The sequence below is a fragment of the Aeromonas sp. sif0611 genome (assembly GCF_019218845.1).
Lineage (GTDB): Bacteria > Pseudomonadota > Gammaproteobacteria > Enterobacterales > Aeromonadaceae > Aeromonas > Aeromonas media.
The window spans coordinates 1-20458 of record NZ_JAHUWU010000006.1; the positions used below are offsets into that span (position 1 = coordinate 1).

The 20458-nt window shown below is 62.6% G+C and carries 17 protein-coding genes, 1 tRNA gene, 1 rRNA gene and 2 pseudogenes; 13 read left to right on the plus strand and 8 right to left on the minus strand.

Annotation, left to right across the window (positions count from 1 at the left end; all coding sequences use genetic code 11):
- Positions 1-9: 9 nt before the first annotated feature.
- A 5S ribosomal RNA gene (gene rrf, locus KW824_RS14720) occupies positions 10-124 on the plus strand.
- 97 nt (positions 125-221) lie between these two features.
- Positions 222-298, plus strand: a tRNA-Asp gene (locus KW824_RS14725).
- Between the two features lie 124 nt (positions 299-422).
- Here the strand turns inward: KW824_RS14725 and KW824_RS14730 are convergent.
- Positions 423-755, minus strand: a complete 333-nt coding sequence (locus KW824_RS14730) for a cupin domain-containing protein (RefSeq protein ID WP_043130806.1) — start codon at positions 753-755, stop codon at positions 423-425.
- A 201-nt stretch (positions 756-956) separates the two neighbouring features.
- Here KW824_RS14730 and KW824_RS14735 point away from each other — a divergent pair, with 201 nt between their 5' ends.
- From KW824_RS14735 to KW824_RS14755, 5 genes are all read left to right on the plus strand, one after another.
- The gene (locus KW824_RS14735) at positions 957-2315 is read left to right on the plus strand and encodes an NCS2 family permease (protein WP_218410181.1); all 1359 of its coding nucleotides are present in this window, start codon (positions 957-959) and stop codon (positions 2313-2315) included.
- Between the two features lie 237 nt (positions 2316-2552).
- Positions 2553-3623 carry a dihydroxyacetone kinase subunit DhaK gene (gene dhaK, locus KW824_RS14740; protein WP_033137955.1) on the plus strand — a complete coding sequence of 357 codons (1071 nt, stop codon included), beginning with the start codon at positions 2553-2555 and terminating at the stop codon, positions 3621-3623.
- 9 nt (positions 3624-3632) lie between these two features.
- Positions 3633-4262, plus strand: a complete 630-nt coding sequence (gene dhaL, locus KW824_RS14745; RefSeq protein ID WP_218410182.1) for a dihydroxyacetone kinase subunit DhaL — start codon at positions 3633-3635, stop codon at positions 4260-4262.
- Position 4263: 1 nt separating this feature from the next.
- A complete protein-coding gene (gene dhaM / locus KW824_RS14750; protein ID WP_218410183.1) occupies positions 4264-4980 on the plus strand; it encodes a dihydroxyacetone kinase phosphoryl donor subunit DhaM in 717 nt (238 codons plus the stop codon).
- 137 nt (positions 4981-5117) lie between these two features.
- Positions 5118-6200 (plus strand): glycerol dehydrogenase, encoded by a 1083-nt coding sequence (locus tag KW824_RS14755; RefSeq protein WP_218410184.1) that lies wholly within the window; start codon positions 5118-5120, stop codon positions 6198-6200.
- 89 nt (positions 6201-6289) lie between these two features.
- Here KW824_RS14755 and dhaR read toward each other — a convergent pair whose 3' ends face one another.
- Positions 6290-8191, minus strand: coding sequence for a dihydroxyacetone kinase operon transcriptional regulator DhaR (gene dhaR, locus KW824_RS14760; protein ID WP_218410288.1), 1902 nt, complete (start codon positions 8189-8191; stop codon positions 6290-6292).
- Between the two features lie 73 nt (positions 8192-8264).
- Positions 8265-9164 carry a LysR substrate-binding domain-containing protein gene (locus KW824_RS14765; RefSeq protein WP_218410185.1) on the minus strand — a complete coding sequence of 300 codons (900 nt, stop codon included), beginning with the start codon at positions 9162-9164 and terminating at the stop codon, positions 8265-8267.
- Positions 9165-9315: 151 nt separating this feature from the next.
- On the opposite strand from KW824_RS14765, the gene KW824_RS14770 reads away from it, so the two are divergent.
- The 4 genes and pseudogenes from KW824_RS14770 to KW824_RS14790 all read left to right on the plus strand — a co-directional run bounded on the left by KW824_RS14770 (position 9316) and on the right by KW824_RS14790 (position 13919).
- A complete protein-coding gene (locus KW824_RS14770) occupies positions 9316-10332 on the plus strand; it encodes an agmatine/peptidylarginine deiminase (RefSeq protein ID WP_200877919.1) in 1017 nt (338 codons plus the stop codon).
- Positions 10333-10397: 65 nt separating this feature from the next.
- Positions 10398-11486: pseudogene (locus KW824_RS14775) on the plus strand (extracellular solute-binding protein).
- A 17-nt stretch (positions 11487-11503) separates the two neighbouring features.
- Complete coding sequence (locus KW824_RS14785) at positions 11504-12625, plus strand: agmatine/peptidylarginine deiminase (RefSeq protein WP_218410188.1); 1122 nt, start codon at positions 11504-11506, stop codon at positions 12623-12625.
- Positions 12626-13022: 397 nt separating this feature from the next.
- Positions 13023-13919: a toll/interleukin-1 receptor domain-containing protein gene (locus KW824_RS14790; protein WP_218410189.1), complete on the plus strand. Its 897-nt coding sequence runs from the start codon at positions 13023-13025 to the stop codon at positions 13917-13919.
- 301 nt (positions 13920-14220) lie between these two features.
- Here the strand turns inward: KW824_RS14790 and KW824_RS14795 are convergent.
- The 4 genes and pseudogenes from KW824_RS14795 to KW824_RS14810 form a co-directional block, all read right to left on the minus strand.
- Positions 14221-14403 (minus strand): annotated as a pseudogene (locus KW824_RS14795) (AI-2E family transporter YdiK); the annotation flags it as partial.
- Positions 14404-14420: 17 nt separating this feature from the next.
- Positions 14421-15125, minus strand: coding sequence for an SDR family oxidoreductase (locus KW824_RS14800; RefSeq protein ID WP_218410190.1), 705 nt, complete (start codon positions 15123-15125; stop codon positions 14421-14423).
- Positions 15126-15327: 202 nt separating this feature from the next.
- Positions 15328-16416 (minus strand): AI-2E family transporter YdiK, encoded by a 1089-nt coding sequence (gene ydiK, locus KW824_RS14805; RefSeq protein WP_218410191.1) that lies wholly within the window; start codon positions 16414-16416, stop codon positions 15328-15330.
- A 10-nt stretch (positions 16417-16426) separates the two neighbouring features.
- A complete protein-coding gene (locus KW824_RS14810) occupies positions 16427-17806 on the minus strand; it encodes a phosphatase PAP2 family protein (protein ID WP_218410289.1) in 1380 nt (459 codons plus the stop codon).
- Between the two features lie 195 nt (positions 17807-18001).
- Here KW824_RS14810 and KW824_RS14815 point away from each other — a divergent pair, with 195 nt between their 5' ends.
- The gene (locus tag KW824_RS14815) at positions 18002-18379 is read left to right on the plus strand and encodes a hypothetical protein (protein WP_005330064.1); all 378 of its coding nucleotides are present in this window, start codon (positions 18002-18004) and stop codon (positions 18377-18379) included.
- A gap of 77 nt (positions 18380-18456) precedes the next feature.
- On the opposite strand, the gene KW824_RS14820 is transcribed toward KW824_RS14815, so the two are convergent.
- Positions 18457-19548 carry a hypothetical protein gene (locus KW824_RS14820; RefSeq protein WP_218410192.1) on the minus strand — a complete coding sequence of 364 codons (1092 nt, stop codon included), beginning with the start codon at positions 19546-19548 and terminating at the stop codon, positions 18457-18459.
- A gap of 222 nt (positions 19549-19770) precedes the next feature.
- Here KW824_RS14820 and KW824_RS14825 point away from each other — a divergent pair, with 222 nt between their 5' ends.
- Entirely contained in the window at positions 19771-20088 is a 318-nt protein-coding gene (locus KW824_RS14825; RefSeq protein WP_218410193.1) for a YnjH family protein, read from the plus strand.
- Positions 20089-20458: the final 370 nt, after the last annotated feature.

Genomic DNA, 20458 nt, shown 5'->3' on the forward strand with positions numbered 1-20458 from the left:
AGTTTTTTGCCTGGCGGCCATAGCGCCGTGGAACCACCTGATCCCATGCCGAACTCAGAAGTGAAACGCGGTAGCGCCGATGGTAGTGTGGCATTCGCCATGCGAGAGTAGGACACTGCCAGGCACCAATTAAACAACGCTGTGAAACATCACGACGTTGGCCGAGAGGATGACACCTCAATGAAGCGGCAGACAATTTAGCAAAAAGCTAACCAGACAGCGGAGCGGTAGTTCAGTCGGTTAGAATACCGGCCTGTCACGCCGGGGGTCGCGGGTTCGAGTCCCGTCCGCTCCGCCACTAATTTGAAAGGCCTTCCCTAACGGGAAGGCCTTTTTGCTATGCGCCTTCAGCATCCCAAGAAGCCCAATCTATCGATTGGGCTTCTCTCGTTGTACCTTAACACGGCGAAAAGTGGACTCCCCTAGTAGTAGATGCAGAGCCAAACGGTCGTCTCGGTAGGATGGGTCCACTCCACCCTGTGCTGAAGGTGCGCCGGAATGTTGATGTAATCCCCAGGCCCAAGGTGGACGCGCTCCTGGACCCCGGTATCCGGTGTGATGAAGACCAGGATGGCTTCGCCTTGCATCAGCGCTACCCACTCGTGTTCGTCCTGATCGAACCATTCCCCCGTGGGGGTTTGTTGTCCCTGGGAGAGGATGCGCTCGATGCGAAAGTGATTGGTGCTGACCAGGTCGGTAAACACCTCATTGGGCAGGGGGGAGGGGATTTGGCCAAGCAGGTTACCTGTGTGCATGGGCTTGTCTCCGGCTGATGGGGGCTAGCTAAGAGTGTAGAAGCTGATGAGGTGCTTCCCATGTGGAAGTTGAGGCTTCCAATGAGGCTTTAAATGGAAAAGTTCGGGAAAATGGTGCCTGATCCGCTGCAATCTAGCCAAATTCTTGCTATTTTGCGCGCCATCACGCAAACGATTTCCTTCACACATTCAGGATGAGTTATGGCAACGCAAGAAATGACGGCCCGCACCGGCAATAGCGGGTTTCTGGACTCCTATTTCTCCATCACCCAGCGTGGCAGCACTGTCCGCCAGGAGTTGCTGGCCGGTTTGACCACCTTCCTGGCCATGGTCTACAGCATCATAGTAGTGCCGAACATGCTGGGTGCCGCCGGTTTTGAGCAGGGCCCCGTTTTCGTGGCGACCTGCCTGATCGCCGCCTTCGGCTCCCTGCTGATGGGTCTGTGGGCCAAGCTGCCGATGGCCATAGGTTGCGCCATTTCCCTCACCGCCTTTACCGCATTCAGTCTGGTACTGGGTCAGGGACTGAGCATTCCGGTCGCGCTGGGCGCCATCTTCCTGATGGGGGTGCTGTTTACCCTGATCAGCATCACCGGCGTGCGCCAGTGGATCCTGGATAACCTCCCCTCCGGCATCGCCCACGGCACCGGCATCGGTATCGGTCTCTTCCTGCTGCTGATCGCCACCAACGGCGTCGGCATGGTGATCAAGAACGAAGGGGCCGGTCTGCCGGTTCAACTGGGTGAAGTGACCTCCTTCCCTGTCATCATGACGGTGCTGGGTCTGGCTGCCATCTTCGGTCTGGAGCGTCGCAAGGTGCCGGGCGGTATCCTGATGGTGATCATCGCCATCTCCATCCTAGGCCTCATCTTCGACCCGAACGTGACCTGGCAGGGCTTCTTCGCCATGCCGAGCCTGACTGGCGAGAAGGGCTCTCTGGTTGGCAGCATGGATCTGCTGGGCGCCCTCAATCCGGTAGTGATTCCCACCGTACTGGCGCTGGTGATGACCGCCGTGTTTGACGCCACCGGCACCATCCGTGCCGTAGCTGGTCAGGCGGGCCTCATCAACGAACGTGGCCACATCATCAGCGGCGGCAAGGCCCTGACTGCCGACTCCGTCAGCAGCATGGTGGCTGGCGTGGTGGGTGGTGCTCCGGCGGCCGTCTACATCGAATCCGCCGCAGGCACCGCGGCTGGCGGCAAGACCGGTCTGACCGCTGCACTGGTCGGCGTGCTGTTCCTGCTGATGATTTTCCTCTCCCCGCTGAGCTATCTGGTACCGGCTTACGCCACTGCACCGGCCCTGATGTACGTCGGTCTGCTGATGCTGGGTAACGTCACCAAGCTGGACTTCAGCGATTCAGTCGATGCCCTCGCCGGTATGCTGTGCGCCGTCTTCATCGTACTGACCTGCAACATCGTAACCGGCATCATGCTGGGCTTCGTGGCACTGGTCGTTGGCCGCATCTTCGCTGCCGAGTGGAAGAAGCTGAACATCGGCACCGTCATCATCGCCCTGGCGCTGGTGGTCTTCTATGCCGGTGGCTGGGCCATCTAACCCGCCCGCTTATCCGGTTATAGCGAAGGGCCCTGCGGGGCCCTTTTTCATGGCTGTGAGGTCGCTAACAGTTTCCCGCCCGCCTGCCCCGCGCCGTTTCAGATTGAAACACTAATACCCCCTCTGCTGTTTCAAATCCGAACCGAACAGGCCGTCATTTTTCTCCCGATTTATCCCGTTAGACTGGCTCCATCAACCATTTGCCCACCCGTGCGGTGGCAAGCCAAGGAGTGAGCCATGAAGAAACTGATCAATGCCGTCGATGCTGTGGTCCGTGAACAACTGATGGGGATGGCAGCCGCCCACCCCGAGCTCAAGGTACGTATCGAACCCCACTACATCACCCGCGCCGACTCCCCCGTGATGGGCAAAGTGGCGCTGGTCTCCGGCGGTGGCAGCGGCCACGAGCCGATGCACGGCGGTCTGGTGGGCAAAGGGATGCTGGATGGCGCCTGCCCCGGCGAGATTTTTACCTCCCCGACCCCGGATCAGATGTACGAGTGCGGTCAGGCCGTTGATGGCGGCGCGGGCGTGCTGTTTCTGGTGAAGAACTACACCGGCGACGTGCTCAACTTCGAAACCGCGGTCGAGCTGCTGCACGGTGACGGGGTCAAGGTCGGCTTCTCGCTGATCGATGACGACGTGGCGGTCAAAGACAGCCTCTACACCGCCGGTCGCCGTGGTGTTGCCACGACCGTACTGTGCGAAAAACTGGTGGGGGCCGCAGCCGAAGCGGGCTATGACCTGACCCGCTGCGAAGCGCTGGCCCGCCGCATCAACAACCAGAGCCGCACCATCGGCGTTGCCACCCACGCCTGTACCGTGCCTGCTGCTGGCAAGCCCTCCTTCACCCTGGCGGACAACGAGATGGAGTTCGGCGTGGGCATTCACGGTGAGCCCGGCATCGAGCGCCGCCCCTTCACCGACCTCAATACCCTGGTGGATGACATGTTCAGCGAGCTGGCGGACAACACCCCCTATGGCCGCACCCTGCGCCACTGGGACAGAGCCTCCGGCAGCTGGCAGGAAGAGCACACCTTTATCGAACCGCTCAACAAGGGCGATCGGGTCATCGCACTGGTCAACAGCCTCGGCGGCACCCCCATCTCCGAGCTTTATGGCGTCTATGGTCGCCTCGCCACCCTGTGCGAAGAGGCTGGCATCCATCTGGTGCGCAACCTGATTGGCCCCTACTGCACCTCCCTCGACATGACCGGCATCTCCATCACCCTGCTCAAGGTGGATGATGAACTGATGACCCTGTGGGATGCCCCCGTTCACACCCCCGCCCTGCGTCGCGGCTGCTAAGGAGAACCCATGTTAAGCAAGCATCACATCGTCAACTGGCTGCTCGACTGCGAACACATCTTTACCGAGCAGCGTGACTACCTCACCGCGCTGGATACCGACATCGGCGACGGCGACCACGGCCTCAACATGCAGCGCGGCTTTGCCAAGGTGGCCGAGAAGCTGCCTGCGGTGGCGGACAAGGATATCGGTCAGGTGCTGAAAACCACCGGCATGACATTGCTCTCCTCGGTCGGCGGCGCCAGCGGCCCGCTCTACGGCACCTTCTTTATCCGGGCCGCAGCCAGCACTGACGCCTGCCAGAGCCTGAGCCTCAGTCAGTTGTGCAAAATGCTCATTGACGGGGTCGAGGGGATCGTCTCCCGCGGCCGCGCCGAGCCGGGCGACAAGACCATGTGCGACGCCTGGTGGCCAGCACTGGCCGCCCTGCAACAGGCGCAGCAGCAAGAGCTGCCGCTCAATGAAGCGCTGGACAAGGCAGTAGCGGCCGCAGCAGCCGGTACCGAAGCCACCATCCAGATGCAGGCCCGCAAGGGGCGCGCCAGCTATCTTGGCGAGCGCAGCATCGGCCATCAGGATGCAGGGGCTACCTCGACCCTGCTGCTGCTGACCGCCCTGCGTGACAGAGCGAGGTTGTGACATGATCGGAATCGTAGTTGTCTCTCACAGCGCCATGCTGGCGGCAGGTTTGAAAGCGCTGGCCGACCAGCTCGGCAGCCCTGCCCGATTGCTGCTGGCGGCCGGGGTCGATGACCCCGACCACCCCATCGGCACCGATGCCATCGCCGTGATGAGTGCGATTGAAGAGGCGGACGACGGCAGCGGCGTGCTGGTACTGATGGACTTGGGCAGCGCCCTCTTGAGCGCCGAGACCGCCCTCGAACTGCTGCCCCCCGAGTTAAGCGCGAGGGTGCGGCTCTGCCCCGCCCCGCTGGTGGAGGGCACCCTGGCCGCCGTGGTGGCGGCCGGTTCCGGCCTGACGCTGGATGAGGTGGCCGCCGAGGCGCTCGGCGCGCTGGGCCCGAAACAGGCGATGCTGCCCGCCAGCCCGGTGCAAGCCGCCACTGATACGGCCCCCGTTGCCGATGACGGCTGGCTGCGCTGCGAAGTGGTGGTGGACAATCCCCACGGCCTGCATGTGCGCCCCGCCGCCCGACTGGTGGCCGCCCTCAAACCCTTTGCCGCTGAACTCAAGCTGCAAAAGGGGGATAAAGAGGCCAACCCCCGCAGCCTGACCCGGGTGACCATGCTCAACGTGCGTCAGGGAGACCGGCTCACCCTGCTGGCTCGCGGGGAGGATGCCGAGGCCGCCTTGGCCTGCTTCCGACAGCTGGCAGCCGAGCGTTTCGGCGACTGACCTGCCTGCTTCAAGGCGCGGCTGCGGCCTCATCGGCCAGCCGCCGCGCCACTGTTATGCAAGTAAAGACGAAGGAGTCCCCGGCACTACCGCCCCTTCGCCCCGATTCTTAATAGATAAAGAGAGAGGGATAGAATATGGACCGCATCATCATCAGCCCCAGCAAATACGTGCAAGGCAACGGGGCCCTCGCCAATATCGGCAACTACGTCAAGGCGCTCGGCGCTAAGCCACTCATCCTGGCCGACGCCTTCGTCACCAAGCTGGTAGGCGATACCGTGGCCACCAGCTTCCACGGCGCCGGCATCAAGCCAGAGTTCGACTGCTTCAACGGCGAGTGCTCCCGCCCCGAGATCGACCGCCTGCTGGCCCGCTGCCAGCAGACCCCGTTTGACGTCATCATCGGCATCGGCGGCGGCAAGACCCTGGATACCGCCAAGTCGGTCGCCTTCTACCAGAAGGTGCCGGTGGTCATAGTGCCCACCATCGCCTCCACCGATGCTCCCACCAGCGCGCTGGCGGTCATCTACACCCCGGAAGGGCAGTTCAGCGAATACCTGATGATCCCGACCAACCCCAACATGGTCATCATGGATACCGGCGTGGTCTCCCGCGCCCCGGTGCGGCTGCTGGTCTCCGGCATGGGGGATGCGCTCTCCACCTATTTCGAGGCGCGTGCCAACAAGGTCTCCGGTTGCCAGACCATGGCCGGTGGTGCCTCCACGCTGGCGGCGCAGGCCATCGCCGAGCTCTGCTACAAGACCCTGCTGGCCGATGGCTACAAAGCCAAGCTGGCGGTGGAGCAGGGGCTCTGCACCAAGGCGGTGGAGAACATCATCGAGGCCAACACCTATCTGAGCGGTATCGGCTTCGAGAGCAGCGGACTGGCCGCCGCCCACGCCATCCACAACGGCCTGACCCAGCTCGCCGAGTGTCACCACCTCTACCACGGTGAGAAAGTGGCGTTCGGTACCCTGGTGCAGCTGGTGCTGGAGAACGCGCCCATGGCGGAGATCGAGACAGTGCTAGCCTTCTGCCGCTCGATCGGCCTGCCGACCAACCTGCATATGATGGGGGTCAAGGAGCTGGATATGGCACGCCTGATGGAGGTGGCCAAAGCCTCCACCGCGGAGGGGGAAACCATCCACAACATGCCGTTCAAGGTCACCGCCGAGGATGTGCTGGCGGCCATTGTCACCGCCCACCAGCTGGGGCTGTAACCGCGCCACGGCTGACCCTGCCATATAACACGGCCCCGCAACTGCGGGGCCGTTTCGTTTTCTGCGGGCCTGTTCGTGACAGCACTGCGTCAGCCGTGGTAGTCGGCGGGATCGATCTCGAGCAGCTTAAGCCGCCGCCACAGAGTGGTGCGACTGATGCCCAGTTGCTGGGCCATCTGGCTCACCTGTCCCTTGCAGGCGTGGGCGCAGCGCAAGATGGCTTGGCACTCCAGCTCGGCCAGTGTGAGCCGCGGTTGCCCCACCACCTCGTCCGCCACCCGCTGATAGCCGTGCCGAATGGCGGCGGGCAGCACCTCCGGCGGGATCTGCTCCTGACCGGCGTGGAGCAGCGCATGCTCGATGGCGCTGCGCAGCTCCCCCAGATTGCCGGGCCAGGGATAGGCGAGCAGGCAGTCGAGGGCCGCCGGGCTGAACTGGCGCAGCGGCTCGCGCCCCTGCGCCGCCAACTGCTGGCTGATAAGACCGGGCAGATCCGCCGTGCGCTCCCGCAGCCCCGGCAACCAGAGCTCGCACGCCTGCAAGGCATAGAGCAGCTGGCGGCCAAACAGCCCCTCCTGCACCAGCAGCTCAAGCGGGGCGCTGCTGGTGGCGATGATCCGCACCTTGAGCGGCAGGATGCGGGCCGAATCGAAGCGCTGGATGCGACCGGTCTTGAGCAGTTGCAGCAACGCAGCCTGCATGGGGGCAGAGAGGCACTCCACCTGTTCAAGCACCAGGGTGCCACCGTGGGCCAGCTCGAACTTGCCGGCCCGCTCCTGTCCCGCCTCGTCGGAGCCCATCAGCTCCAGTGCCATCCGCTCGCTAGGCAGCGCCTTGCAGTTGAGGGTAATAAGCGGCCCGGCGGCCCGCTCACTGCCAAAGTGGATCGCCTCCGCCAGCTGGGCCTTGCCCACCTCCTCCTCGCCGCGCAGCAGGATGGGGCCCGTGCTCTGGGCCGCCTGCCGGGCGTAGCGCAGCAGCTTGCGCATGGCGCTCGACTCCCCCACCAGCGCCGAGAGCTCGGGCACCGTCTGTCGCAGCTGGTGAATGGCCCGCAGCCGATCGACCGGGTGAAGCAGGGTGATAAAGCTGACCCCCTTCGGCCCGGGTAGCGGCTTGAGGCTTATCAGCGCATTGATGAACCCCCCGGAGTGCCCCCCGATCCGCTCCAGCGTCACCTCCACATGACTGAGCGGTGTCTGCCTCTTGATGGCCAGCTGCAAACGCTGGGGCAACAGCAGGTGCTGCTCCAGCGGCTGGCCGAGACAGAGCGCCGGATCGAGCCGCAGCCGGCTGGCCGCCAGCGCGTTGAGGTAGCGCAGCCGACCCTGTGGGTCCCAGGCCAGCACGCCGTCATCCATGCCGTCCAGCAGGGCGTAGAGCTCGCTCAGGTGGTGCTGGGACTCCTGCATCAGGGTCTCCATCTGCAGCAGATGGGCCAGCTCGCGCCCCGCACTGACGGCGAGCGCCAGATCCCCCGCGCTCGCCTCTTCCACCTTGCAGATCAGGGCCATGATGGCGACCTGACGGCCGTTGCTGTTGTAGACCGGGCTGGCACAGCTGCGCCAGGGATGCAGGGTCTGGTTGAAGTGCTGGGGGCCGCTGACGCAGAGCGGTAGCCCCTCCAGCGCCGCCAGATTGATGGCATTGGTGCCGATGCGCCCCTCGCTGAAGAAGGCGCCGGGGCCAAAACCCAGGGCTTCGAGTTCTGCCAGCGTCTCGCGATGGCCGGTGCGGGCCAGCAGGCAGCCGCTCTCGTCGGTGAGCAGCAGGGCGCAGGGGCGCCCCTCCATAAATTCGTAGAGATCCTCGAGGGCCATCTCGCCTGTGGTGAGCAAGTCCCGCTTGCGCTGGCGCAGGCTCTGCAAGGTCTGCCCCTTGGCGCTATGGGGCGGATGCCAGAGGGTGGCGCTGGTCTGGTGGGCACAGCGCAGCCAGGAGGCCTGCAGATAGTCAGGCCAGGGCTGAAGGTGCTGGTGGTCGGATGGCATGGTCACAGCAATATCCGGCAAGAGAGAGACCGACCATTTAACCACTCTTGCCGGCCCGATTCAGTGACCTGCCTCAGAGGGTGGCAATGGCATCCCGATCCTCGCCCGCCGCCCCCTCGGCAAATTGCTGGCCGAGCCAGTGGCAGAAGGCGCGGCACTCCGGCATCCCCTCGCTCTCCTGATGGATCAGCTGGCTCCACTGGGGCCCCTTGACCCTGAGCGCGGAGAGCGGCAGCAACTGCCCCTGCTCCCTGGCCGGCTGGGAGAGCCGTTCGCTCACCAGAGCCACGCCGAGCCCGGCGCTGGCCGCCTCCAGCAGCAGGCCGGGATCGGAGAAGTTGAGCCCCCGGGTCTGCAGTTGCAGATCCTCCCCCCCTCTCAGGGTCCAGTGGTGCCAGTCCAGCTCCCGCTCCCCGTGCAGGGTGGTGCGCTCTGCCGCAGGTTGGGCCAGCACGGCAGGGGCGGCCACCGGCAGCAACCTGTCCGCCAGCAGTGGCTGGTGGCGACATTGGGCCTGGGGGGCGAGATCCCAGCGCAGGGCGAGATCTATGGTCTGCTCCGCCAGGTCGGGCACCTCGTCGCTGGTGAAGAGCCAGAGATCGATGTCGGGGTGCTGGCGATGAAACGTCCCCAGCCGGGGCAGCAGCCAGTGGCGGGCGATGGCGCTGCTGGTGTTGAGCACCAGCTGGTTCGGCTTGCGGTACTGCTCGAGGCGCTGGATCCCCACCGCCAGTTGCAGCAGCACGCTCTGGGTGGTCTCCAGCAGATCCTGCCCTGCATCGGTCAGGGCGACCGAGCGACCCTGCCGGTGGAACAGCGGCTGGCCGAGCAGCTCCTCCAGGGAGCGGATCTGCTGGCTGATGGCGGACTGGGTGAGGTGCAGCTCCTGCGCCGCCTGATGAAAACTGCCGAGGCGAGCCGCCGCCTCGAAGCCCCGCAGCACGTTGAGCGGGGGCCAGTGCTTGAACATCATTGATTAGCTCCACTTATCACTTGCACTGAAAATCGATCGTTTGTTCGCCGTGTTATGGGGGGATAGTCTATTCCCATCGTCAGCAACCTTAATAGTACCTAATCAGAGAGGGAATATGCGGGAACAGGGAATAGTGGCAAAGGGATGGTTCATGCCCGCCGAATGGTGCCAGCACGCCGCGACCTGGATGGTCTGGCCCCACAACAAGGCGCTGTGGGAATCCGGCTGGGGTGTCACCCTGGCCGAGGTACAGCAGGACTTCGCCCGGGTGGTCAACGCCATTGTCCGGTTCGAACCGGTCAGGCTGGTGGTCGACCCTTCCGCGCTAGCAGAGGCGCGCACCCTCTGTGACGAGCGGGTGACCCTGGTCCCTATCCCGGTGGATGACAGCTGGTGCCGCGACTCCGGCCCCACCTTCATCTGTCATCCCGAACTCGGCACTGCCGGGGTGAGCTGGCGCTTCAACGCCTGGGGCGGCAAGTCGGTTCACGGTCTGGACGAGGGGTTGGCGCGGCGCATCCTCAACAGCCTGGAGCTGGAGTGTATCGGCAGCTTTCTGGCCAACGAGGGGGGCGCCATCCATGTGGATGGCGAAGGCACCCTGATCACCACGGAATCCGTGCTGCTCAACAGCAACCGCAACCCGGGGATCAGCAAGGGGGAGATCGAGCGGATCTTCAGTCGCCTGCTCGGCATCGAGAAGACCATCTGGCTGCCGGGGGATCCCGACCATGTCACCGGCGACATGACGGACGGCCATGTGGACGGAGTCTGCGCCTTCAGTCGCCCCGGCCAGCTGCTGCTGGATGCCACCCGGGATGCCGCCTCGACCTACGGCCTCGTGGTGCGGGAGAACCGTCGGGCCCTGGCCCTGGCCACGGATGCCAGAGGGCGCACCTTCGAGTTGCAGGATCTGAACGACGCGAGCGAGGCCATAGACACCGAGGCCGAGGTCTTCTGTGCCTCCTACACCAACTTCTACCTCGCCAACGGCGCCGTCATCATGCCCGCCTACGGGGTGGCGAGCGACCGGGAGGCGGCGGCTGTGCTGCAAGGCGCCTTCCCGCAAAGGGAGGTGGTCCCGGTCTCGATCAACCGGTTGGCCCACGGCGGCGGCGGTATCCACTGCATCACCCAGCAGCAGCCCGCCTGGCCGCTGCGGGGCTGAGCGTTGCACGGCGGCGGCCCATCACAGGGAGTAACCACATCATGATCAGGAAGATATTCGGGTGTATGGGCTGCCTGGCCCTGCTGCTGAGCCCCTCGGCCGAGGCCGGGGAGGCCGATGCGGCAACAGGAGAGGAGAAGGTGCTGCGGCTCTACAACTGGGCGGACTACTTCGCCCCCGATACCCTCAGCGCCTTTACCAGAGAGACAGGGATCCGGGTCATCTATGACGTCATGGACAGCAGCGAGACCCTGGAGGCCAAGCTGATGGCCGGTCGCAGCGGTTATGACCTCATCTTCCCCGGCGATACGGTGGCGGAGCGGCTGATGCGGGCGGGCAGCCTGCAACCGCTGGATCAGGGCAGGTTGCAGCACCTGGGGGAGATAGAGCCCGGCTTGCGGCGCCTGCAGCAAGCCTATCCCCATTCACGGGATGCGGTGGTGCCCTACACCTGGGGCACCATAGGGCTCACCTACAACGCAGCCATGATCCGGCAGCGGATGGCGGATGCCCCGGTGGGCAGTCTCGATCTGCTGTTCAAGCCCGAGCTGGCGGCAAAATTTGCCGACTGCGGCATCTCCATCATCGACTCCCCCGACGAGGTGCTGGCTGTGGTGCTGCACTACCTGGGGCGGGATCCCCACAGCGGCAAGGCCGAGGATCTGGATGCCGCGCTGGCGCTGCTCAAGGGGCTCAAGCCCCATATCCGCAAGTTCCAGTCCCAGCCGGTGACCCAGCTGGTCAACGGCGACCTCTGCCTGTCCCTGGGTTACAGCGGCGACATGACCTAGGCCAGGCGCGCCGCCGCCGAGGCGGGCAAGGAGGTCGACTTCGAGTACAGATTGCCGAAGGAGGGGAGCACCGTCTGGATGGATACCATGGCGATCCCGGTGGATGCGCTCCATCCTGACTATGCCTACGCCTTCATCAACTTCGTGATGCGCCCTGCCAACATGGCGGCCATCACCAACAGCACCGGCTATCCGACCGCCAGTGCCAGGGCCAGACCCATGGTGGATGCCACCATGACGGCCAACCCGGATATCTACCTGGACGAAGCCAGCTACCAGCGGCTCATTCCGGGCAAAGACATTGCACAACCCCAGATGCGTGCCCGGATGCGAGCCTGGACTCGTTTCAAGAGCAGCCTCTGAACCCCAGGAGTAGAAAGATGTTTTCCCGACGCCACGTATTGAAACAACTGGTCGCCCTCGGCGCCATTGCCGGGTTCGGCAGCCTGCCCGGCGCCCGCTCGGCCTTCGCCGCCAGCGAGACCGGTGCCGCCGGCCGCTACCACATGCCGGAGGAGTCCTCCCCCCAGGCCCTGGTCTGGGTAGCCTTCGGTGCCACCAGCGAGATCTGGGGTCGCAACTACAAGGAGGTGCAGGCAACCATAGGCCGGCTGGTGCAGGCCATGGCGCCCTACACCCGGGTCAACGTGCTCTGCCACCAGGATGACGAGGATCTGGCGCGCCAGCTGTGCGGCGAGCGCAACACCCACTTCGTTCACGCCGTGATGGACGATATCTGGCTGCGGGATACCGGCGGCGTCTTCGTGCAGGATGAGCAGGGGGAACTCGGGCTGGTGGACTTCAACTTCAACGGCTGGGGGGACAAGCAGGAGCACAGCCATGACGCCAGCATTGCCTCTCTGGTGAGCCGCCAGGCGGATGCCTATTACCTGCAGAGCGAGATCATCGGCGAGGGGGGCGGCATCGAGGTGGATGGCAACGGCACCGCCATCATGACCGAGAGCAGCTGGATCAACAGCAACCGCAACCCCGGCCTCACCAAGGCGCAGGTGGAGGCAGAGCTCAAGGCCAATCTGGGGCTGCGCAAGATCATCTGGCTGCCGGGGATCAAGGGCCGCGACATCACGGACGCCCACGTGGACTTCTACGCCCGCTTCGTGCGCCCCGGGGTGGTGGTGATCAACATGGACAAGGATCCCGACTCCTACGACTACAAGGTGACCCGCCAGCATCTCGCCATACTGCAGCAGGCGACGGACGCCGACGGCAACAAGCTGGAGCTGCATCAGCTGCCGCCGCCCCTGGGCGGGCGGGACAACAAGTTCAGCCGCAGCCCGGACTTTGCCGCCGGTTACATCAACTACCTGCCCATCAATGGCGCCGTGATCGCCCCCGAGTTTGGCGATGCCAAGGCCGACCGTTATTGCCGGGATCTGCTGGCCCGGCTCTATCCGGGACGCAAGGTGGTGCAGGTCAATATAGACCCGGTAGCGGCGGGGGGCGGTGGCATTCACTGCATCACCCTGCATCAACCTGCCTGACCCTCTCCTACCAACCGATAACCCGGGGCGTTGCTACGCCACGGGTTATTTATCCACGCCCATGTTTGTGAACCACAAGCCCCCCTGACCCGCCTCAGCCCTGCATCTTGGCCAGCAATACCATCTGGGTGTCACCTCGATCACACTCTCGAGTTATTCAAGAAGATGAGACTGGTTGGTGCTTTCCATTGCTGAGCCTTCAGTGTATTTTTGCCCGATGGCCAAAAATAGAGCCAAAAGAGAATCTCTACCAGATACGTTCAGCACCAGAGGAATAGCGTTATTATTTTTATTTAAAATAAATTTTCCTTGGCGGTGTTCAGGGTAAGCAGGTCTTACATGGAAGGCTATATTAACGGGTTTTAGACGCCATTCTTAAGCATTAGGGAGCGTAAAGTTGGATAGTAATAAGATTCCAAGTGCGTTAATTTCTTATTCTTGGGATTCCGAAGAGCACAAAGTATGGGTTCGAGGTATTGCTCAACGCCTCAGGCGAAACGGAGTGGATGTCAAACTAGATCAATGGCATGTAAAACCAGGACAAAGCCTTACTCAATTCATGGAGCGTGAAATAGTTGAGTGTGATCACGTCATTATTATATGCACACCAAATTATTATGAGAAGTCTTTGAGTCGCAAAGGTGGTGTAAGTTACGAGCAACAGATTATTTCAGGTCATATTGCATCTGGTGTACCACGCGAAAAATTTATACCAGTAGTTCGAGAGGGAAACTTTGAGCCTGGAAATAACTGTTCTATACCGCCGCATTTTTCTGGGATATTCGCAGTAGATATGCGAAATCAAGATTCAATAGATGGTTCGATAGAATTACTTTTGCGTAGTATATTTAACGAACCGTTGCATGCCATACCTGAAATAGGGGAAAGGCCCATATGGGATGTTCAAGAACAAACAAATTTTTCTGAGCTTCGTTTACCAACAATAGACTTAGATGGTTATGAGCTTCGTAGTGGTTTAGCTCAGCATCATCGGACACCCGAAACCTTCTATATGCCCAGAGAAGATGAAAGACAAACGTTAAATGTCGGAGACATAGTTAAACTGATTTTTATTATAGCGGTTACGGCCGACCCAGAAGATCCAGATGATGACGGTACTTTTGGGGAGCGCATGTGGGTAATAGTCAAAGGTAGAATAGGACCTTACTATATAGGAAACCTAAACAATATGCCTTTAACTTCTGGTGAGCAAGATAACTTAACTTTTGAAGATGAAGTAATATTTTTACCTGAGCATGTTATTGATATACAAAAAGCCAGTAGGTTCGATTAGCCATAAGGCGTAATCGGACGTTCGCGTAAATCAATTCTCCCGCTATAACAGCCATCCATATTTCCCTGCTGACAGATGCCGCTGATTCACGGAAACGGTGGGACGGCGGTATCTCGATCTTCCGATTACGCTTCGCTAATCGAACCAGCATGGGACGGTAATATGTGGGATATGCAGGTTGGTGCGGATCAGCCAATCTGACACGATCGCCATAAATCACGATCGTCAAAAACCAAAGAGCCGCCCGATGGGCGGCTCTTTGCATCGCGATGGATGGCTGAATCGCCTTGTTACTGAATCGTCACTCGGCCTTGGGCGGTGCAACAACAGCTGCCGCTTGTTGGTCATCTTCCTCGATCCAGGCGTCCAGCAGGGTGTAGCCCACCGCCAGCAAGCCGCCGATAACCCCTACCAGAATGAGGATTAGCGGCAGGTCGGCGCCACGCTTGATCAGGAAGGGGCGCAGGAAGTTGTCCATGGTGCCGTTCCATGGTACCTCGCTCAGATCCCCGTCATGCCGATCTCGTCGAGCTGGACATGGGCGCCCTGGCGCAGGGTGTAGAGCACGGCCTCGGCCAGATCCTCCACCTGCAGCCAGCCGGGCTTGCGATCGCCCGGGCAGGCCGGGGGCGGCACCTGGACCAGACCGGGGCAGAGGGTATGCACCCGAATGCCCTGATGCTGCACCTCCTCCCGCAACGCCTTGGCGAAGCCCAGCACCGCAAACTTGGCGGCGCAGTAGACGCCGGCCCTGGCGTAGCCGTTCTTGGCGGCCTGGGAGGCGATGTTGATGACGGTGCCATGGTGGCTCGCCAGCATGTCCGGCAGGCAAGCCTGGGTCAGCAGGAAGGTCCCCTTGGCGCAGGTGTCCATGACCCTGTCCCACTCAGACTCCGGCAGATCCTGCACCAGGTAGTCGCTGCCCACCCCGCTGTTGTTGACCAGCAGGTCGATGGGACCGAGCCGCTCCCGGGCCTCGGCGTGGCGGGCGCGCACCTGATCGCCGTCGCAGAGATCCAGCACAAGCGGCAGTACCCTCACCCCGTAGCGGGCGCTGAGCCGCGCCGCCTCCTGCTCCAGCAGTCCCAAGCGGCGCGAGACCAGTACCAGCTCCACCCCCTGGCTGGCCAGGGCCTCGGCGATGGCCAGCCCTATACCACTGGCGCCACCGCTGATCAGGGCGCGTGTTGCTCTCAGTTCTTTCATCTTGTCTCCTCCTTCAATAGAGCAACCATTGTGTCGGCAGGGGCTAGGGAAGCCTAGGGGAGGGAGGGGGGTGGATTCGAACCCTGGTTCGTGTTTTGACACGCTGACTCGAACTTTGGTTCTATGTGGGCGCAACCGGGCTCAAACGGTGCAAAAAAAGACGCCGCCCAGTGGGCGGCGTCTTGTTTCTCTTGCGGGCGGGTCACTCCACCGGGGGCGGCACGGGCGCCTCTGTGGCGGGCGTTTGCTCCCCCTCTTTTATCCAGGCATCCAGCAGGGTGTAGCCCACCGCCAGCACCACGGGGCCGATAAAGAGCCCGATAATCCCCATCGCCAGCAGGCCGCCGATGACGCCCACCAGGATCAGGATCAGCGGCAGGTCGGCGCCGCGCTTGATGAGGAAGGGGCGCAGGAAGTTGTCCATGGTGCCCGCCAGCAGGGACCAGACCAGCAGGAAGGTGCCCCAGGTGGTGTCACCGCTCCAGTAGAGGTAGCCCACGCTGGCCAGCAGCACCGGGAAGGGGCCTATCTGGGCGACGATCAGCAGGAACATCAGCACCACCAGGATCATGACGTAGGGAATGCCCGCAATCAGCAGGCCGATTCCGGCCACCGAGGATTGCACCAGGGCGGTCACCACCACCCCCATGGCGACGGCGCGGATGGCCTGGGAGGCGAGCACCACGGCGTTGTCGCCACGCTGGCCCGCCAGGCGGTGGGCGAAGCGGCGAATGCCATCGGCGGCTTTTTCCCCGGAGTGGTAGAGCAGGCCGCAGATGGCCACCGTCAGCAGGAAGTGGACGAACAGCAGGCCGAGGTTGCCGGCCTGGGCCGCCAGCCAGCGGGCGGTCTGGCCGAAATAGGGAGCCAGCTTGGCGAACAGCACCTGACCGCCGCTCGCGAGGATCTGCTGCCAGAACTCGAACAGCTTGTCGCCCACCAGAGGCACCTGTTGCAGCCAGAGCAGCTCGGGGGGCGGGGAGTGGCTCAGCTCGGTGCCGAGATCGATCAGCATGGGGGCCTTCTCCGCCACGTTTGCCAGGGCCATGAACAGCGGAATGACGAACATCAGCAGCAGGATGCAGCTCATCAGCAGCGCCGCCAGGGTGCGTTTGCCCCACAGCAGGCGCTGGGCCATCTGCATCAGCGGCCAGGTGGCGATGGTGATCATGGTGGCCCACACCAGAGCGGGCAGGAAGGGGCGCAGCACCATGAAGCACGAGATGATGAGCAGGCTGAGAAACAGCAAGCCCAGGGTGATCTTGGCCAAATCCACTTTTTTCATATGCATTGCGTTCCCTTTAGCGAGGGGGAGAGCTCCGTGGTCCGGAGCCCGTATTGATAAAAGACAGCAACCACCAGAGCGCGGCACTCAGCCAGAATCCCAGGCAGCCATAGAGTAACCCTTTTCCCACCAGGATCAGCACTGAGCTGTCGGTGAGTATCGGGAGCGCCAACAGCAGTCCCCCAATGAGCAGACCGCCCGCCAGGGCCAGCACGGCGGCGTGGAGGGCGGGAGCTGGGTGTCGTTCGAGTTGTAGCAGATTACCCGATACCAGTCCCAGGGTGAACATGGCGAGCCCCGCCAGGGCGGTGGATTGGGTCAGCCAGCCCGCCAGGGCGCAGGCCAGCAGCATGAGAGCCCAGGGAGCTTGGCGCTGCGCCAGTGCCGCCAGGGGGGCGCGCAGTGCCAGCAGCAGGGCGCCGAGATCCAGGCCGGCCGCCACATCCGAGAGGAAGTGCACCCCGAGCCAGATACGGGCCAGCCCGGCCAGGGCCGCCAGCAGCAGGGCCAGCCCCATGCCCTGCCAGGCTCTGAGGGGGGTCAGGGCGCCAAGCAGCAGGCCCCAGAACAGCAGGGTCGATGCGGCGTGGCCGCTCGGCATGCCAAAGCCCTGGGCACTCCTTTGCCCCAGCATGGGGTCGAGGTGGAAGGGCCTGGGCCAGGCTATCCCCTCCTTGAGCAGCTGCACCAGCAGGGTGAGCAGCACCATGGCAAACAGCAGGTTGCGCAGCCTTGGCCAGCCCAGCAGGGGGAGCAAGAAGGGGATCAGGGCTAGCTGGAAGGCCGCGGATCCCAGCAGATTGCCGACCTCAAGCCAGCGCGCGTCTGGCCCCAGCCACTGCTGCAGGCGCTGGATAAGCGGCAGCTCTGCCCTGTGCAGGGCGCTGCCTTCGAGACTGAAGTCCGGCACCCACTGCACCTTGCTCTCGGGCACCTCGGCCAGCCGCGGGGCGAGCCAGTCGAGCTGCGTCGGGAAGCGGCGCTGATCATGGGGCAGGCGGGCGACGTCGATCAGTCTGGCGTTGAGGATCTCGCCGCCGAGGTTCGGGGCCTCAAGCAGGGAGACAAAACCCGAGCCGCGCTGAGCCTGAATGGGAGAGATCGTCTGGCAGGCGAATACAGTGGCGCGCTGCCAGCGCCCCAGCTCCCCGGTGATCCGGCCATGGAGCCCCGTCTCCTCGAACAGCTCCCGCAGGGCAGCCTGGGCCGGAGTCTCCCCCGCATCTATGTAGCCACCGCTCAGACTGTAGCGATCGGAGATCCTGTCTTGCACCAGCAACAGCGCCTGCTGGTGGCGGATCACGCAGGCGGCCGCAGAGGGGGGCGATTCGGCGGCAAACAGGGAAGATGACAGGGTGCCGAACAGCAGAAGCAGGAAAAGAGCGGGTCTGAGCATGATGGCGCTAATAAGGGAATAGATGGGGACAAGGGTCACAGAAATCAGATACTTGGGCAATGACTTCCGGTGGATGGCCGGCGCCGGCAGGGCGCGCGACGATCCAATCTGGGGCGCAAGGATTGCCGTCGACCCGGGCAGTCCCTAGTATTGGCGGCTATTGTTCTTCTCATTCAACACATCTTGGGGCCTTTCATGCGACAGTTCGGTTTCTTCCTGGGGATTGCCATCGGCGTCATCCTGATACTGTTTGGCAGCATCGTCATCTTCCAGGCGCTGCCTGCCGCACTGGACGTGCTGGAGATGCCGAGCCGCATCCCCTTCGTGCGCGAGGTCTACACCTGGCTGATGAGCAGCGCCAATGGCCTCACCGCCCAGCTGGAGCAGAACTTCTTGGAAGCCTTCCAGACAGTGCTCAAGCTGATCCTGCTCATCACCTTCATGTGGGTCTGCGTCAAGCTGGTCAACATGGGGGTGCTGATCATCCGGGCTGGCGTCGATCTTATCCGCACGGCCATCGAACACAGCGAAGACAAGGTGGCCAAGCCCACCGAGCAGGATCGCCACTTTTAAGGCTCCCCTGCCCATTCGCAGATAAACAACAGGCCATCCTCGGATGGCCTGTTTGCATGGTGAGCGGGTTCGCCATCTTAGTTGAGCAGCTTCTCCAGCTCGGCCTCGGCATCCGCCCTGGCCTGATCGCTCTGCTTGATCGCCTTGTCTGCTCCCGCGTCGGCCTGTTTGTGCACAGTGCTGACCGCATTGCTGACGACCTTGTCCGCCTGCGGCTGCACCGTGGCGGAGGCGTCGCTGACGGTCTTGTTCGCTTGCTGCTGTACCGTGGTGGAGGCGTCGCTGACGGTCTTGTTCGCTTGCTGCTGCGCCGTGGTGGCGCTGCTGGCGGCCTGTGTGGCTGAGTCGCTGACGGCTTTGCTCGTTTGCTGCTGCGCCGTGGTGGCACTGCTGGCGGCCTGTTTGGCTGAGTCGCTGGCGGCCTTGCTCGCTTGCTGCTGTACCGTGGTGGCGCTGCTGGCGGCCTGTTTGGCTGAGCCGCTCACGGCCCGCTTGGCAGAATCCGTCACGGCCTGGTTGGCCTGCTGCAGGGTACCGGTGACGCTCTTGTTCACCTGCTGGGTCGCTGCGCTGGTGGCGCCGTTGACCGCCTGGCTGGCGGAGCTGGAGATCGCCTGGGTCGCGCTCTGTTGCAGGCTGCCCACCATGTTGCCCAGCAGGGAGGTGCCGGACCCCGTCATCGCCTGCCCGACGCCGCTGAGCGCGGTAGCGGTGGGGTTGCCAGCCTGCCACTCCTGCATGGCGCTCGGCCAGGTCGGGGTCGCCGCCGTCAGGTTCTCGCCAAACACCTGAGTCGCGCCGTCGCCCTTCTGCAACATGACGGAGAGCTGGTTGGTGTCGGCGTTCCACACCATGCCGGCCTGTTTGGTCACATCCGGTACCGGGGCGTAGCGGGAGACCACGTAAAACAGCGGCCCCTCCTGCTGCAACTCGTTGGCCGTCTTGAGCAACTGCATGGTGCTGTCGTAGTTGGGTCCCAGCATGGCGGTCATCCTGTCCTTGATCAACGGCTGCTCGAACAGGTTGGCTTCGTTCGGATCGAATCCGACCAGGGGCTTGAGCAGGGCCCACATCAGCTGGCTGGTGGGGCTCATCATCAGCAAGGGAGCTACACAGGCGGACAACATCAGGCTCAGGCAGGCGGCCTGGAGCAACGGCATGATACGCATCGACAACATATCCAAGTAATTATTTGATTAATGAGGTTATATGCTGTCTTTTCCCGACAGCATGACCCGAACTGGCCCGGTTTCTCACCCATGGGATCGGCGGGCGCTGGCAGGCTATCATATTGCTTCCGGAATGCCAGATGAGCCGACATTTATTGGTCAAGTTGGCGACACCTGTGGTCGCTTTAGGGGATCACTCTCTCGTTGTCACAGGTGTCACCCATGATCCGAACCGTGTTTTGTCTGTTTGCCCTCGGCGGCCAGCTCCCCGTGCTGGCGGCCCCGGCATCGAACCCCCTCATCCATTCGGTGGGCACAGATCTGGTGCTGCCCCTGGGCTCATTGCCCGAGCGGGTCTGCTGGTATCAGGATCAGAAATATTCCCTCGGCGCCCGCATCCAACAGGGGGATCTCTGGCTGGAGTGCGGCCCGCAAAACGACCAGGAGAGCAACGGGCCCCTGGCCTGGCGCGAACCCGACATCTACGAACTCGTCGACGAAGGGGCGGCCAACAGGGAGACGATCAGGGTAGGTCAGTGAGCCTTTTCTTGATCCAGCTAAAGACATGGACGTGATCCCTGTCGCATAATGCAGCTCCTTTCTTCTCTTGGCTGGAACCTAAGAAATGGCTCGTCGCTCTTCCAATGCACAACGTCGTCGCAGTAGCTGGTGGTACAAACGCTTGTTGGCAAGGGAGCGGGAAGAGCGTGAAGCACGTTCCGTAAGAGATTGATATTGCATTGAAAAACGGAGCCTCTGGCTCCGTTTTTTATTTATCACCAGCTCGGCGGTACTCTTCCAATGCACAGCCTGGTTGCCGTAACGGGTGGTTCAAACCCTTGTTGGCAAGGGAGCGGGAAGAGCATGAAGCGCGTTCCGTCCGGGATGGATACTGCATTGAAAAACGGAG